The organism is Aphanizomenon flos-aquae FACHB-1287 (genome assembly GCF_014698755.1).
GTDB classification, from domain to species: domain Bacteria; phylum Cyanobacteriota; class Cyanobacteriia; order Cyanobacteriales; family Nostocaceae; genus Dolichospermum; species Dolichospermum flosaquae.
Genome location: NZ_JACJTO010000015.1, coordinates 39,695 through 54,296, shown reverse-complemented (window position 1 = coordinate 54,296; position 14,602 = coordinate 39,695). Strand labels below are relative to the sequence as shown.

Here is a 14,602-nt window from a genome sequence, read left to right as displayed (position 1 = left end):
ACTCTGATAATGTTTATTATTCCTTCTCAACCTTTAGAATTACCTGGTTAAAACTGTTCCCCAAACCAACCAACTATTCAACTATATCTCCATAAAAATCTTCATCTAATAACTGTTCTAAAGTAAAAGGTAAATCAAGAGGATATTCTGATTCATCTGGTTTTCTAACTCCTAACTTAGCATTTTTACTTTCTTTAATTGCCAGTTTTCTAGCATCAGCATAAGCGATAAAAATTACTTCATGCAGATAATTTTTAAAAGAAGGATTTTCTTGTAAATCTTTTTTAATTCTAAAGCGATGTTCAGTAACAGAACTGTACCAACTTACTTTCATCATTTCAGGAGCATCAGATTGAACAGTTAATTTGAGTAAGTGAGCAATTAAAATTGTTAAATTACTCAAAAAAGACCGTTTTTCCGATTTACCCATATCATCCAGTTCTAATAGTAAATGTTCCCAATCAATATGATGAAAATGTTTTTCTTTGATTTGTGTAATAAGAGTTTCTCGCCACAGATTAAAATCTTGTTCATAGAGTTGATGGTTCATATATACCCCCAAATAAGTTAAGTTACCTGTTCTGCTAAAACTCGACCTTCCACACGCTCATATTCATCCTCAAGTAGCCAAAGTTTTGCTTCTTCATAGCTGGAACAAGCAAAAACTATTTTGTATTTTTCCGTAGGATCTAAAATACAATAATTATTTTTATCGTCACCAAGCAACATCAAAATATAGGGAGGTACAGAGGTAGGGTCAACCCATATTTCTGTAAACTGCCAGTTATTGGCTAGGTCGAGTGCGGGGAATGACATGATATTTATCTCCAGTGAGTTTTATTTCACCATAATGCAGAGGAATTTGACTGCCATTAATATCTATTCTATAGCCAATTGCGCTGGCAAGATAGAGCCCATATAGTTCATGATTACGAATGATAGCTGTTTGTATAATTTGATGATACATTAAAAAATGATATTTATGCGGATTTTAAATTTGCAAAATATAATGTATAATGTATTGTCAATTTACATTTCAATAATACAAATGTGTTATTAGGTCTACAATTTTACTTATGGAAAAACTAACAATTAAAAACTTTCTCAACATCAATGATATTGAATTTAATTTATCCAAGATAAATATTATTATTGGGCAGCAAGCGAGTGGTAAAAGCGTAATTGCCAAATTAGTTTATTTCTTTAAAGATTTTTTTATTAAATATCGTTCTTCAATCCAGAATAAGCAAAAGAAAGCAGAATTTGATAGAAATATAATTATAACTTTTAAAATCATATTTCCTGAATATTCTTGGAAAAATCAGGAGTTTCAAATTTTATATGAATTTGATAGTTATTCCGTAGCTTTAAACAACAAAAAATCAGATGATAAAAAGTTTAAATTATGTCTGACATATTCTGAATATTTAGTTAAAATTCGCAGAAAACTCCTGAGTGAATATGATAAAAAAACTATTGAATATGCAGAGAATAATCCTGAAAAAATAATTGAAGAATATTACAACACAATCTTTCCTGAATATGTTCTGAGAAATAATCATGTTAATAGTCTTGATTTAGTAACTTTTATCCCTGCTGGCAGGTCATTTTTTGCTAACTTACAAAATAATATTTTTTCCTTTTTATCAGAAAATATAGTCATAGATTATTTTCTAAAAGAATTTGGTTCAGCTTATGAAAGAGTAAAAAATTTGTATCATCTTAGAAAATTTATTCATCTGTTAAAACCAAATGATTCAATTGATGAATTAATTAATCAGATAATAGTTGGTAATTATTCCTATGAAAAAGATCAGGACTGGATATTATACACTAACGAAACGAACAAAAACAGAAGGACTAATTTATCATATTCATCTTCTGGACAACAAGAGGCTCTACCTATGACACTTATATTAGCTATTTTGCCTTTTATTAGCTCAACAACACGCCTTTTCATTATAGAAGAACCTGAAGCACATTTATTTCCTACATCACAAAAACATATTGTAAGTTTAATCAGCCAGGTTTTTAATATAACTGAAAAAAAGCATAAATTTTTCATTACTACTCACAGCCCTTACATATTAACAGCTTTTAATAACCTCATTCAAGCAGGAAATACCCTTAAAGTATTAAAAGAAAAACCTGAACAAAATGATTTACTCAGAGAATTATTTAAAATAGTTCCAGAAAATCAAATGTTAGATATTAATGATATTGCTGCTTACACTATCAAAAATGGCATGATTGAAAGTTTAATTAATGAAGAAAACCATTTAATTGATACAAATATAATTGATGATGTATCGAACGAATTTAGTAGAGTTTTTGAAAAATTAATAGAACTTGAATTTGGAGAATAAAATCAGTGAATTTAGATAAATGTTCTGAAAAAATTACCCATAAAAATATTTTAATAGAAGAAAAGAAAAGTAGTAAAATAATTTTTGGTAATGAAAACTTAATAGAAGTTACGAAAGTTCAAGTAGACGGCTGTTTAGATATTCAAGGTGTTAAATGTGATTGGTTATTAATTATCTATGAACCTTATATTGAAATATATATAGAGTTAAAAGGTTCTGATGTAGAACACGCATTTATACAAATTGAAAATACAATTAAAGTTGTATCCCAAGATTATAAAAATGTTCCTAAATATTGCTATATAATTACCACTAGATGCCCTCTGGACTCTACACAAATTCAAGTCAAGAAAAAATCGTTTAAAAGTAAATATAATGCAGTCCTAAAAGTTAAAAAAACAGGATGTAATGAAAATATTAATGTCTTCATTCCTCAATCAAACTAATCAACATTAAAGTATATCCATAAAATTCAAACCTTCAAAATATAACACTAATCTACTAATCTAAAATTCCTGTTCTCTTCCTTTGCGTCTCTGCGTGAGATAAAAACAAAAAAAGGACGAACCCAAAAGCCCGTCCTGAATATTTCCGAAAAAACCTAAATCTTCGCTTCTTCTCTTACCAACTTATCCCAACCCAAATCCTTCAAATTATTATTCCTTCTTAAAGGACGAGTTACCAACTCCAAAACATCACGCGCATTACCAAAACCGTGAATTTGAGCAAAAGTAAACTCCACAGACCACTTAGTATTAATACCTCGTGCTTCCAGAGGATTAGCATGAGCCATACCAGTAATTACCAAATCTGGTTTTAACTCATAAATTCGTTGCACTTGATTGTAATTATCTGGCTTTTCGACAATAGTTGGTAAAGGTGAACCCATTTCCTGACAAGTCTTTTCTAACAAAGCTAATTCCGCAGCTTGATAGCGTTTATCCATGTAAGGAATCCCAATTTCTTGAACAGTCATACCACAACGAACCAAGAACCGGGCTAGGGAAATTTCTAATAAATTATCGCCCATGAAAAACACAGATTTACCGCGAATTAATTGCACGTATTCTTCTAAATTTTCCCACATTTGCGCTTCTCTTGCATCTAAACCCTGGGGAGTAATTCCAAACACAGAGCAGATTTTTTCTACCCAAGCCCGTGTTCCGTCAGGACCAATGGGGAATGGTGCGCCTATGAGTTTACACTTGCGACGACGCATCAAAGTTGTAGCGGTACGGCTGAGGAAAGGATTAACACCAGCAACATAATACCCTTCTTCAATTACCGGTAATTCTGTAAACCGTTTTGCCGGTAGCCACCCAGAAACCTTTATACCTTGCTTCTTCAATTCCAAAGTTAATTGTGTAACTACTGGGTCAGGTAAAGAACCAAACAGCACCAAAGGTGTATGATTTACATACTCAGATTCATCTTGGGCTACATCTTCTTTTTTCTTACCGAAATTCATCAGCTTCTGAATGGCGTTACGCTCGCCTTTTTCAGTTTCCGATATAGGAGACTTTTCAGGACAACGATGAGCCATAGCGGCTAACACAGTGTCCTCTCCTTGGGTAAATGCGTAGTCGAGGCCGTTAGCACGAGCCACAACAATAGGAATACCAATTTCCGCTTCTAACTTAGGTGCTAAACCTTCCAAATCGGTTTTAATAATTTCCGTAGTGCAAGTACCAATCCAGACAATTACACTAGGATTGCGATCGCGTTTAATTTGCTGGCACAATCGTTTTAATTCTTCATAATCATTCAACTGTGCCGAAATATCCCCCTCTTCTAATTCAGCCATAGCATAGCGAGGTTCAGCAAAAATCATCACCCCCATGGCATTTTGCAGGAAGTAACCGCAGGTTTTTGTGCCAATAACTAAAAAGAAACTATCTTCAATCTTTTGATATAACCAAGCCACACAACTAATCGGGCAAAAAGTGTGATAATTTCCGGTTTCACATTCAAAATTTAAAGCTTCTGGCTGTTGAGCAACAGTCATATTAATATTCTCCTCTGAAATTTTTTTAGCTTGTAAAGCAGATGATTGGTGATTGGTAACCCCCATCTGTCACCTGTCACCTGTCACCTGTCACCTGTTTTCAACAATTAATGGTTAGGGAAGAGACGATCCATTTCTGATTCATCAAAAACCTCAGATGTCAGTCCTTCCAAACTTTCCTCACCAGTCAGCAACGAATTTTCATCGCCCCATACATCCGAAACTAAATTATCAAATCCAGTTTCTTCAGATAGATTCAGCCTACTAAAATCACTTTCATCTATTTCCTCAAAAGAACTTTCACCCACTAAATTTAAGCTATCAAATCCCTGATTATCGCTTTCATCAGTTAAATCATTAACATTAAAAGAGACATGACCGAAATCACCTATTACCTCTGGACTAGATAACACTTCTGAGTCACTAGCAATATCTTGAGATAAAGAAACATCATCAAAGCCATAATTATCTTCTACTGCGGCCCAACTAGCTTCTGACTTGTTTTTCTCGTTCAAGTCACTAGAATTGGTAGCTGGTGTTGGTTCAGAGACATCTGCCTTAACCACAGACATTTCACCGGAGTAAATTTCTGGCTCTACAGTGGGGCTAAGACGATTACCCAAGGCAATATCGGGGTCAAAATGTAAATTCAGAACTTCAATCAAAGTATCCGCATCAGGATTCAATTTAGCAAAGGGGAACATTAGCTGGGCTAATTTCGGTTCTAGAGCATTGATGACTCCCAGGATGAGGTAAGAAGAGGGACGCTTGCCACCATCAGGCGTATAAACTGATTCAACAGTCATCTGGAGTACAATCCATTCACGATTTGCCTGAAAGAATTGCAACCACTTTTGTTTGATCGAATCTGTAAAACTATCAAAGAAAGCCATAAATCCATCCTGAGAGGTAAAAGGTTTTATACAATCATCAAGTCTAATTCCTCTTCTGCATTTGTGGCCTTAACTTTTACTGGATTGAGATAAAAATCTGATAATAGTGAGAAAAGTTCACGGTCAGGAGAGTCATTGGGAACAACACCTTCCGGTTGAGCGAGAATTTGATCAGCAATATTCAGGTAATAGTCGCAAACATAGCTCAGAGAAGGATCTGACTCTGCCATTTCAAATAAAGTTTTACCTTTAACCCGCGAAACGCGGATATCCTCAATCAAAGGTAATACCTCTAAAACAGGCATGGGCACTGCTTCTATATACTTCTCAATCAGGTCGCGCTTGGAAGTACGATTACCGATTAACCCTGCTAAACGCAAGGGGTGAGTCCGAGCTTTTTCCCGCACAGAAGCCGCAATCCTGTTAGCAGCGAATAGGGCATCAAAGCCATTATCTGTAACAATTAGGCAATAATCCGCATAATTCAACGGTGCTGCAAAGCCACCACAAACAACGTCACCAAGTACATCAAATAAAATTACATCGTATTCATCAAAAGCATTAAGTTCTTTTAATAATTTGACTGTTTCCCCAACTACATAACCACCACAACCAGCACCTGCTGGAGGTCCACCTGCTTCAACGCAATCAACACCACCATAGCCTTTGTAAATTACGTCCTCTGGCCAAACATCTTCGTAGTGATAATCTTTTTCTTGCAAGGTATCAATGATGGTAGGAATCAAAAACCCGGTCAAAGTAAAGGTACTGTCATGTTTGGGGTCACAACCAATTTGTAGCACCTTCTTACCCCGTTTAGCTAGAGCCACAGAGATATTACAACTGGTTGTAGATTTGCCAATTCCACCTTTTCCGTAAACTGCTAGTTTCATTTTTTTTCCTCTCTTATAGTTTCTTTACAAACCCTTTGTTTCCAAATTGATTCGGCAACTTGTGAGCTATGTAAGTGCAATTATTGTCTAAATCCCCTCAAAAGAAAAGGGGTCTATAATCTGAAAAATGGTGATATCAGCCATTTATGGAAATAAATCTACTATTTTTAATCTATTAACCTAATAATTCTTCTAAAAAAAACTAAAAAATTATATTTTTAAGGTTTTATAAAACCATTTTTATAAAAATAGTTTCAAAAGACAAAAAAATATAATAAATAAAAATTTATTGATTCCATAATATTTGCTTATGGCGTTGTTATTGAGGATATTGGGAGTATTTAGGGTATTTGCAACCAGAAAACCCTTGTCAGCAATAGGTTGTAAGTAAAGATGAGATATTGGAATGCAGATCGATCAGCAGTTTTAATCAAGGAGTAAAATTGGCAATAAAGGAATTTTATTAGAGATCCCTCTTCCCATAGTTATCCTTACCTATTGATTAGTAAATATTTATTAAATTATAAAATCCCTGATATAAAACTTAATAGGAATTGGTAGCTAACAACTAACCACTGACAAATGACCATTGACAAATGACCACCGACTACTGACCACCGACCACTGACAAATGACTAAAAAACAAAAATTTCCCTACTTATTAGGTTCTAAATGGACAGCACAACAGAAAGTTGATGGCTGGAGACATTTTCAGGTTGTTAACCGTAAAAATCAGGGTAAATGGGTATATGCGGAAATGGTAGCAGCTTGTGATCCCCAAGTACGCTTTTGGTTAAATGCTAAATTATTACAAGATAATTCCCAGTGGTACGCTGGGTGGCAAACTTTACAAGAAATTAATTCTATTGATAGCCATTAATTCCCCATTCCCCCAAATTTTAACCCATCAATGGTTTTTGATACAGTGATTTAATCATTCCACTCACCACGGGGGGGAACAGGTGTCCGTAGAGGAGCCCGTGTTAACTCATCATCTCTGGTGAAATCACCCCGTAACCACTGACGGACAGCCACCTCAATCACCTTACTAGGATCATTAGTGAGATGTTGAATTTGCTCTATTAATTCTGAATCTAGATTGAGAGCGATTTCTGTCTTGTCAGCGCGTTTGTTATCTGTACTTTTAGGTTGTTCTTGCATATTCATGGGTTTAAATACTCTGAAATAGTTTTATTGAAAGTGCCGTCAAGCAGTTATGATATTTATAGTTCGGTCTATTTAATTGTAAGCTGCTAAGTCATAAATACCGGGAGTTGGAAATAGATTTTAAATAATAACGTAAGTTGTGATCACAGCAATACCCGCACCAAAATCCTCAAACCCTATTACCCTATTAGTGTTCTCACGATTTTATACTGAACAGAAAACAGAAAAATAACCAGTATAATTAATTTTATCTGATTACCTCTTCCTTGCCCTTTGCCTTATTACCGCAGAAAGCATTAAAATACATGAAGTAAATAGCTTTCATTTTGGCTTGCTTTAGAGCAAAGATAGTATATGACTGACGTTCCCGCAGCTCGCATTCGCAATTTTTGTATTATTGCTCACATTGATCACGGGAAATCAACTCTCGCAGATCGTTTACTACAGGCGACTGGGACTGTAGAAGATAGACAGATGAAAGAGCAGTTTCTTGATAACATGGATTTAGAACGGGAGCGCGGCATTACAATTAAGCTGCAAGCTGCCCGGATGAATTATACTGCTAAAGATGGTCAGCAGTACGTTCTTAATTTAATTGATACTCCCGGTCACGTAGATTTTTCCTATGAAGTCTCCCGTTCCCTTTTAGCTTGTGAAGGAGCGTTATTGGTTGTGGATGCGTCCCAAGGTGTAGAGGCGCAAACATTAGCAAATGTCTATTTAGCCCTAGAAAGTAATCTGGAAATTATCCCTGTTTTAAATAAAATTGATTTGCCAGGAGCAGAACCAGAACGAGTAATTGGCGAAATTGAAGAAATTATTGGTTTAGATTGTAGTGGGGCAATTTTAGCCTCAGCGAAAGAGGGAATTGGCATTAGTGAGATATTAGAAACAATTGTCGAACGAGTTCCCCCACCAGCCAACACCATCAATGATAGCTTGCGAGCCTTGATTTTTGATAGTTACTATGATAGTTACAGAGGTGTAATTGTTTATTTCCGTGTCATGGATGGCACTGTAAAAAAAGGCGATCGCGTCTACTTAATGGCCTCAGAGAAAGAATATGTCATTGATGAATTAGGCATTCTCTGTCCCACTCAAAAGCAAGTTGAAGAACTTCATGCTGGAGAAGTAGGTTATTTTGCCGCAGCCATTAAAGCCGTAGGTGATGCTAGAGTAGGAGACACCATTACCCTATGCAAAAACAAAGCCACAGAAGCTTTACCAGGTTATGCCGAAGCTAACCCCATGGTATTTTGTGGGATGTTCCCCATAGACGCGGACCAGTTTGAAGACTTGCGGGAAGCTTTAGAAAAACTGGAACTCAATGATGCTGCATTACAGTATGAACCAGAAACCTCTAGCGCCATGGGTTTTGGATTCCGTTGCGGGTTTTTGGGATTGCTGCACATGGAAATTGTCCAGGAGCGTCTAGAACGTGAGTATAACCTAGATTTAATCATTACCGCCCCCTCAGTGGTTTACAAAGTTGTCACCAACAAGGGTGAAGAACTCTACATTGATAATCCTAGTCGCTTACCCGGACCCAATGAGCGCGATAGAATTGAAGAGCCCTATGTCAAAGTAGAAATGATTACTCCAGAAATCTACGTTGGTTCTTTAATGGAGTTGTCTCAAAACCGACGGGGAATCTTCAAAGATATGAAATATCTCACCCAAGGACGGACGACACTCACTTATGAGTTACCCCTAGCGGAAGTTGTCACTGACTTTTTTGATCAAATGAAATCCCGTTCTCGCGGTTATGCCAGTATGGAATATCATCTAATTGGCTACCGAGAAAATCCTTTGGTAAAATTGGATATTCTCATTAACGGTGATCCTGTGGATTCCTTAGCCATGATTGTCCATAGGGATAAAGCCTACAATGTCGGTAGAGCAATGGCGGAAAAACTCAAAGAACTCATTCCCCGTCATCAATTCAAAGTCCCGATTCAAGCTGCTATTGGTGCAAAAGTCATTGCTAGTGAACAGATACCAGCAATGCGGAAGGATGTCCTCGCTAAGTGCTATGGTGGGGACATTAGCCGGAAGAAAAAACTATTGCAGAAGCAAGCTAAGGGTAAAAAACGGATGAAGGCCGTGGGGACTGTAGATGTACCCCAGGAGGCTTTTATGGCTGTATTGAAGTTAGATCAAAGCTAATTAGTGGTTAGGACAAGTTACGTGAAGATTTGTTAAAAATATCATGCGTTGGGGAAACCATCTGATTATGTGTTCTCTGACGCATAGACTTTGTTAATGCTAAATCTGCAATAATTTAGCTAGAAATTGAGGTAATGGTAAAATAATTAATAATAACAAAGCCATGGACATTAATCCCATAAAATCCCGTTGATTATCTAATTCCGTGACATCATTTAAAGCAGGTTCATCAACTAAGGGAATGAATAATAAAATAATTGCCCATAGTAAAAATTCTTCCCTGATAAACGTAAGTATGAGTAATAATAATCTGGTAATTTGACCAATGAAAACAGCAGTACGTTGTCCAAACATAGCATGAATAATGTGACCACCATCTAATTGTCCCACGGGCATCAAATTTAAAGCTGTGACGATTAATCCTAGGAACCCTGCTATAGCAATTGGATGTAAATCAATAGCAGATTTTGCAGTTAATTCACTTCCTAAAGCTAATTTTGAGAGTAAAGCTAATAAAATCGAATATTTAGGATTAAGTGCATTAAGATTTAAAATTTCAACTTTCTCCGGTAAAGCCACTATTTGTGAATGAGCTAAACCCCATATCAATAAAGGTATAGTTACTATAAATCCCGCTAGAGGTCCAGCAATACTCACATCAAATAAAGCTTTGCGGTGAGGTATGGGACTGCGTATTTTAATAAAAGCCCCAAATGTTCCTAAGAAAAAAGGTACGGGAATAAAATAAGGTAAAGTGGAGCGAATTTTATAAAATCTTGCTGTTAAATAATGACCTAGTTCATGAGAACCTAAAATAGTCATTAAACCTAAAGCATAGGGTAAACCATGGAAAAATAATCTGAAATCAGATTCCAGTTGTGTAAATTGAAGACCCGCAAATTTCCAGCCCACAAAAGTAGTGCTAAATAAAGTTGCTACTAACAATAGTAATGCTAACCCTGGTTGAGTAATTTTTTCCGATTCCTGTTGGTTATTTTGTTTAACTGCTTGAGGATTGGGAACTAAAACAAAAAAGGGTTTACCATTTATTCCTTCTTGAAATATGACTAAAAAGCGATCGCCAAATTGCCTCTCAATATTAACCTTAATTTGCTCGTAAGCATTACTAGAAGTAGTTCGTAACTGTCCCCGAAAAATTATCGCTTGGGGGCGATATTCAATATTTTGAACGTAATATACAGACCAGGGAAAACAATTTCGTAGTTGGGTTTCTTCTGCTAAGTTAATAGGGCGGATTGGTGTTTCGACCGTCGAATTATTATTTAATTGTCCTTGATTTTCTTCAGATTGATTTTGTGAATCTATAGGCAATTCTCGTCCCCTATTAAACAATAACCAATATAATAATAAACAGCCCGCTGAAACCACTGCTACCAAAGGAATTAGGGCTGATGGAGGAGCTTGTTTGACACCATATATCAGTGTCAAACCAGTTAAGATAAATGCAGGTGTCATTAAAACCAACCACAACAACCACACAGGGGTTCTTGTTGCTCGTGCAACACTGTATTGCATCATTAAATAAGTCAATAACCCCAGAAAAAGGAGAAACCAAAATTCCATATTATTTTCACTATATTTGATAGGATGCCTTACCTGTAATTTCTGTTACAGATTTTGATCATAAACAAGAGTGTACACCTTAACTTTTCTATCACAGTTCACAGTCATAGTAAATACACTGTAACCTGATTGTTTACCATTGCTATTACCTTAGTTTTTTCATTTATGTCGTTTTTGCCTCAACAGTCCATTCACAAAACTAAACCACCGCGTTCTATATTGGCAAAAACCACGTCAACGGCGGAAAATCCTCTGATTTTGACACCTAACAGTATTTTTGCCTTTCCACCGAATCGGGACACTTTAGGAGGGACATCCTACTTCATTGTTAGAAATGAAGGGAATGTTCTCATAGATTGCCCAGCTTTAGAACAGACAAACCGGGATTTTTTGTCCTTGTATGGGGGAGTCAAATGGTTTTTTATCAGTCATCGTGGTGCTATTGGTAAGGCCGCAGAATATCAACAGATCTTAAATTGCGAAATTTTGATTCAAGAACAAGAGGCTTATTTATTGCCGGGTTTAACTCTTACCACTTTTACTGATCAGTTTACTCTTGATGACACAATAGAAATAATTTGGACACCCGGCCATTCTCCAGGCTCATCATGTCTATACTATCGTGAATTTGAAGGCGTGTTATTTTCTGGACGGCATTTACTTCCTAACCAATATGGTGAACCTGTGCCAATACGTACGTATAAAACTTTTCATTGGCCACGACAACTTAAAAGCATTCAGTCTTTGAGCGATCGCTTTACAACACAAACTTTAACTTATTTATGCCCCGGTGCTAATACAGGCTACCTCAGAGGTAAAACCTGTATAGACCACGCTTACGAAAAAATCAACAATTTGAATTTAGGTGACAGGTGACAGTTAAGAGGGAATAGGGAATAGGGAAAGAAATTCCTACCAATTACCAATTACCAATTACCAATTACCCATTACCAATTACCAATTACCAATTACCCATTACCCATTACCCATTACCCATTACCCATTACCCATTACCCATTGCCAAATTCTTACTCAAAAGTTCTATAGCCCCTTGATATTGAACATCTGCCTTTGTGCCGATTTGTTCACGGTTAATTGCTGGTTGGGGAATAATTTGATCTGGCTTAATTCCCAATTTGTTAATATCTCGATGGTTGGGAGTTTCATATTTAGCAATTGTCACCGCCAAACCAGAACCATCGGATAATTCAAACAAAGATTGAATTAAACCTTTACCAAAGGTAGTTTCCCCAACTAACTGGCCACGATGATTATCTTGCAATGCACCGGCTAGAATTTCGCTGGCGCTGGCAGTTCCTTGATTAACTAGAATTACTAAAGGATCTTTTGTGAGAGCCGGATCAAAAGCCTCATAAGTGCCTTGAATACCTTGACGATTGGCAGTATAAACGATTGTGCCTGATTCTAGCCATAAACGAGAGATCTCAATTCCGGCTTGCAAGAGGCCACCCGGATTATTTCTTAAATCAAGAATATAGGCAGACGCGCCTTTTTTTTCTAAAATAGAAATAGCCTGAGCCAATTCAGTAACCGCATTGGCATTAAATTGACTCAGACGAAGATAGCCAATTTTGTCACCTTGGGAGGATAATCGTAAATCAGATACAACAGGATTAAGAGTAATGCGATCGCGCACCAAAATAACTTCTATATCCTTTTCTCCTTCTCTGCCAATTAAAAGCGTAACAACGCTGCCCAGGGGTCCCCTTAGCCGTGTTGCTGCTTCATCAAGAGTTAGATTCTCTGTGGATAAACCCTCAATCTTCAAAATGCGATCGCGTGGTTTTAAACCCGCTTTCTCGGCTGGAGAATTTTCAATAGGTGTAATTACTTCCAGCCCACCACGGGAATTGAGAGCAATTTGTAAACCCACACCAATTAATTCTCCAGAAGTGCTAACCTGCAAACTGCGGTATTTCTCAGGTTCAAGAAAACGAGTAAAAGGATCATCCAAGGTCTTAAGCATATCCTGAATTGTGGTATAAGCGGCTTCCTGGTTGGGAAAACGACTTTTTAGCGCCTTTTGTCGGACATCAAGCCAGTTTTGATGGTTAAAAGTCCCATCCAGATAAGAACGGTTAACAATTCGCCACACTTCATAAACTAGCTTCTGTTCCCGCGTTAAAGCTGAAGCTGGAGAAATATATCCTCCAAATACCAGGGAAAAAAGCAATAGTAGTAAACATCCTAGCCGCCAAACCCGCTTGTTAACGAACCCTAATTTTAGTGCCATCTCAGACTCAAATTCCCTAAAACTTTCTGTAATGCTCAGTTGCTGATGAAATCTATCTCTCGACTATGTTACTTTTTTTATAGAAGAAGTGCATTCTTCTCATAAAGTTGCCAGTCCAAATTTATGAGGACTAGCATTTAAACTCAAACAAAATTTGGAGTCATCCAACTACGGTAGGGCATACCGGAAGTTAAAGCTTGAGGAGAGAACCACCTCTAAACTAGATACCGTAAGGGGTTTAGTTTAAGTGGACTCGTTGAACCAAGAATCTCCGCGTCCTTAGACCGGAGAGTGTCAAGAGATGTCCATTCTTCCTGATCAACGATAAAATCTTCTTTGGAGTCAACATTGTTAGCGTTGACTAGCAAAGACGAAAAACAGGAAGATTTCCTAAAAATAGGGTGAGTTACACCCAAATTGACGCTCGTGGACAAATAGAAACCCATTTGGACGAAGCGAGAAGCAAACCCTCTAACTGAGGTTAGTTGAGTAGTCATAATTGACTACAGTTCGCATAACAAAACTTATCAACCGCAATCTATTTTTAGGACCTTAAGATTGTATGGCTAACGTCTATGACTGGTTTGAGGAACGCTTGGATCTCCAAGAAATTGCTGATGATATCACCACCAAATATGTTCCTCCCCACGTTAACATCTTCTACTGTTTAGGTGGAATTACCCTAGTATGTTTCCTGATCCAATTCGCCACTGGATTTGCGATGACATTCTACTACAAACCTACAGTTGCTGAAGCTTTCTCCTCTGTCGAGTACATCATGAATGAAGTCAACTTCGGTTGGTTAATTCGCTCCATTCACCGCTGGTCAGCCAGCATGATGGTATTAATGATGATTCTCCACACATTCCGCGTTTATCTAACCGGTGGCTTCAAAAAGCCCCGTGAATTAACCTGGATCAGTGGTGTAATTCTCGCCGTAATCACCGTTTCCTTTGGTGTAACAGGCTACTCTCTTCCTTGGGATCAAGTTGGTTACTGGGCTGTAAAAATTGTTAGTGGTGTACCAGAAGCAATTCCCGTAGTCGGTGTTCTCATCTCCGATTTACTCCGTGGAGGTTCTAGTGTTGGTCAAGCGACACTTACCCGCTACTATAGTGCCCACACCTTTGTTCTTCCTTGGTTAATTGCTGTCTTCATGTTGTTCCACTTCTTGATGATTCGCAAACAAGGTATTTCTGGACCTTTGTAATCAAAGTTATTAGCAAACAGGCATAACTTGTGTTTCCAGATCATCGTAGTTTGTTTTAAACTGA

Annotated in this window: 15 protein-coding genes; 6 read left to right on the top strand and 9 right to left on the bottom strand. The window is 37.0% G+C overall.

Annotation, left to right across the window (positions count from 1 at the left end; translation table 11 throughout):
- Positions 1 to 73: 73 nt before the first annotated feature.
- Genes H6G44_RS09390 through H6G44_RS09380 form a run of 3 tightly spaced genes read right to left on the bottom strand, consistent with a single transcriptional unit; the run spans position 74 to position 967 of the window.
- Entirely contained in the window at positions 74 to 550 is a 477-nt protein-coding gene (locus H6G44_RS09390; protein ID WP_190386206.1) for a DUF29 domain-containing protein, read from the bottom strand.
- Positions 551 to 567: 17 nt separating this feature from the next.
- The gene (locus tag H6G44_RS09385) at positions 568 to 816 is read right to left on the bottom strand and encodes a hypothetical protein (protein ID WP_190386207.1); all 249 of its coding nucleotides are present in this window, start codon (positions 814 to 816) and stop codon (positions 568 to 570) included.
- Entirely contained in the window at positions 785 to 967 is a 183-nt protein-coding gene (locus H6G44_RS09380) for a DUF6972 family protein (RefSeq protein ID WP_190386208.1), read from the bottom strand. The genes H6G44_RS09385 and H6G44_RS09380 overlap by 32 nt, the downstream gene beginning before the upstream one ends.
- 109 nt (positions 968 to 1,076) lie before the next feature.
- Between H6G44_RS09380 and H6G44_RS09375 the strand changes: the two genes are divergently transcribed.
- Together H6G44_RS09375 and H6G44_RS09370 are read left to right on the top strand one after the other, a co-directional pair.
- On the top strand, positions 1,077 to 2,366 hold the full coding sequence (locus H6G44_RS09375) for an AAA family ATPase (protein ID WP_190386209.1): 1,290 nt from the start codon (positions 1,077 to 1,079) through the stop codon (positions 2,364 to 2,366).
- A gap of 5 nt (positions 2,367 to 2,371) precedes the next feature.
- Entirely contained in the window at positions 2,372 to 2,812 is a 441-nt protein-coding gene (locus H6G44_RS09370) for a hypothetical protein (protein WP_190386210.1), read from the top strand.
- 155 nt (positions 2,813 to 2,967) lie between these two features.
- Here the strand turns inward: H6G44_RS09370 and H6G44_RS09365 are convergent, their stop codons facing one another.
- The 3 genes from H6G44_RS09365 to bchL all read right to left on the bottom strand — a co-directional run bounded on the left by H6G44_RS09365 (position 2,968) and on the right by bchL (position 6,157).
- Positions 2,968 to 4,371, bottom strand: coding sequence for a ferredoxin:protochlorophyllide reductase (ATP-dependent) subunit N (locus H6G44_RS09365; RefSeq protein WP_190386254.1), 1,404 nt, complete (start codon positions 4,369 to 4,371; stop codon positions 2,968 to 2,970).
- Positions 4,372 to 4,478: 107 nt separating this feature from the next.
- Positions 4,479 to 5,264: a DUF5331 domain-containing protein gene (locus H6G44_RS09360; protein WP_190386211.1), complete on the bottom strand. Its 786-nt coding sequence runs from the start codon at positions 5,262 to 5,264 to the stop codon at positions 4,479 to 4,481.
- 26 nt (positions 5,265 to 5,290) lie between these two features.
- Positions 5,291 to 6,157 carry a ferredoxin:protochlorophyllide reductase (ATP-dependent) iron-sulfur ATP-binding protein gene (bchL, locus tag H6G44_RS09355; protein ID WP_190386212.1) on the bottom strand — a complete coding sequence of 289 codons (867 nt, stop codon included), beginning with the start codon at positions 6,155 to 6,157 and terminating at the stop codon, positions 5,291 to 5,293.
- A 631-nt stretch (positions 6,158 to 6,788) separates the two neighbouring features.
- On the opposite strand from bchL, the gene H6G44_RS09350 reads away from it, so the two are divergent.
- Positions 6,789 to 7,037, top strand: coding sequence for a TIGR02450 family Trp-rich protein (locus H6G44_RS09350; protein WP_190386213.1), 249 nt, complete (start codon positions 6,789 to 6,791; stop codon positions 7,035 to 7,037).
- A gap of 50 nt (positions 7,038 to 7,087) precedes the next feature.
- On the opposite strand, the gene H6G44_RS09345 is transcribed toward H6G44_RS09350, so the two are convergent.
- Positions 7,088 to 7,324, bottom strand: a complete 237-nt coding sequence (locus H6G44_RS09345; RefSeq protein WP_190386214.1) for a hypothetical protein — start codon at positions 7,322 to 7,324, stop codon at positions 7,088 to 7,090.
- A gap of 354 nt (positions 7,325 to 7,678) precedes the next feature.
- On the opposite strand from H6G44_RS09345, the gene lepA reads away from it, so the two are divergent.
- On the top strand, positions 7,679 to 9,490 hold the full coding sequence (gene lepA, locus H6G44_RS09340) for a translation elongation factor 4 (protein ID WP_190386215.1): 1,812 nt from the start codon (positions 7,679 to 7,681) through the stop codon (positions 9,488 to 9,490).
- A gap of 99 nt (positions 9,491 to 9,589) precedes the next feature.
- Here lepA and H6G44_RS09335 read toward each other — a convergent pair whose 3' ends face one another.
- Positions 9,590 to 11,074: a site-2 protease family protein gene (locus tag H6G44_RS09335; RefSeq protein WP_190386216.1), complete on the bottom strand. Its 1,485-nt coding sequence runs from the start codon at positions 11,072 to 11,074 to the stop codon at positions 9,590 to 9,592.
- A gap of 165 nt (positions 11,075 to 11,239) precedes the next feature.
- On the opposite strand from H6G44_RS09335, the gene H6G44_RS09330 reads away from it, so the two are divergent.
- Positions 11,240 to 11,950 (top strand): MBL fold metallo-hydrolase, encoded by a 711-nt coding sequence (locus tag H6G44_RS09330; RefSeq protein ID WP_190386217.1) that lies wholly within the window; start codon positions 11,240 to 11,242, stop codon positions 11,948 to 11,950.
- Positions 11,951 to 12,077: 127 nt separating this feature from the next.
- Here H6G44_RS09330 and ctpA read toward each other — a convergent pair whose 3' ends face one another.
- Positions 12,078 to 13,328: a carboxyl-terminal processing protease CtpA gene (gene ctpA, locus H6G44_RS09325; protein ID WP_190595363.1), complete on the bottom strand. Its 1,251-nt coding sequence runs from the start codon at positions 13,326 to 13,328 to the stop codon at positions 12,078 to 12,080.
- 562 nt (positions 13,329 to 13,890) lie between these two features.
- On the opposite strand from ctpA, the gene petB reads away from it, so the two are divergent.
- Positions 13,891 to 14,538, top strand: coding sequence for a cytochrome b6 (gene petB, locus H6G44_RS09320; RefSeq protein WP_015083377.1), 648 nt, complete (start codon positions 13,891 to 13,893; stop codon positions 14,536 to 14,538).
- Positions 14,539 to 14,602: the final 64 nt, after the last annotated feature.

Excerpts from the sequence above, each read along its gene's own strand:
- H6G44_RS09390 (WP_190386206.1), bottom strand. The coding sequence starts at position 550 with ATGAACCATCAACTCTATGAACAAGATTTTAATCTGTGGCGAGAAACT.
- H6G44_RS09385 (WP_190386207.1), bottom strand. The coding sequence starts at position 816 with ATGTCATTCCCCGCACTCGACCTAGCCAATAACTGGCAGTTTACAGAA.
- H6G44_RS09380 (WP_190386208.1), bottom strand. The coding sequence starts at position 967 with ATGTATCATCAAATTATACAAACAGCTATCATTCGTAATCATGAACTA.
- H6G44_RS09375 (WP_190386209.1), top strand. The coding sequence starts at position 1,077 with ATGGAAAAACTAACAATTAAAAACTTTCTCAACATCAATGATATTGAA.
- H6G44_RS09365 (WP_190386254.1), bottom strand. The coding sequence starts at position 4,371 with ATGACTGTTGCTCAACAGCCAGAAGCTTTAAATTTTGAATGTGAAACC.
- H6G44_RS09360 (WP_190386211.1), bottom strand. The coding sequence starts at position 5,264 with ATGGCTTTCTTTGATAGTTTTACAGATTCGATCAAACAAAAGTGGTTG.
- bchL (WP_190386212.1), bottom strand. The coding sequence starts at position 6,157 with ATGAAACTAGCAGTTTACGGAAAAGGTGGAATTGGCAAATCTACAACC.
- H6G44_RS09350 (WP_190386213.1), top strand. The coding sequence starts at position 6,789 with ATGACTAAAAAACAAAAATTTCCCTACTTATTAGGTTCTAAATGGACA.
- H6G44_RS09345 (WP_190386214.1), bottom strand. The coding sequence starts at position 7,324 with ATGAATATGCAAGAACAACCTAAAAGTACAGATAACAAACGCGCTGAC.
- lepA (WP_190386215.1), top strand. The coding sequence starts at position 7,679 with ATGACTGACGTTCCCGCAGCTCGCATTCGCAATTTTTGTATTATTGCT.
- H6G44_RS09335 (WP_190386216.1), bottom strand. The coding sequence starts at position 11,074 with ATGGAATTTTGGTTTCTCCTTTTTCTGGGGTTATTGACTTATTTAATG.
- H6G44_RS09330 (WP_190386217.1), top strand. The coding sequence starts at position 11,240 with ATGTCGTTTTTGCCTCAACAGTCCATTCACAAAACTAAACCACCGCGT.
- ctpA (WP_190595363.1), bottom strand. The coding sequence starts at position 13,328 with ATGGCACTAAAATTAGGGTTCGTTAACAAGCGGGTTTGGCGGCTAGGA.
- petB (WP_015083377.1), top strand. The coding sequence starts at position 13,891 with ATGGCTAACGTCTATGACTGGTTTGAGGAACGCTTGGATCTCCAAGAA.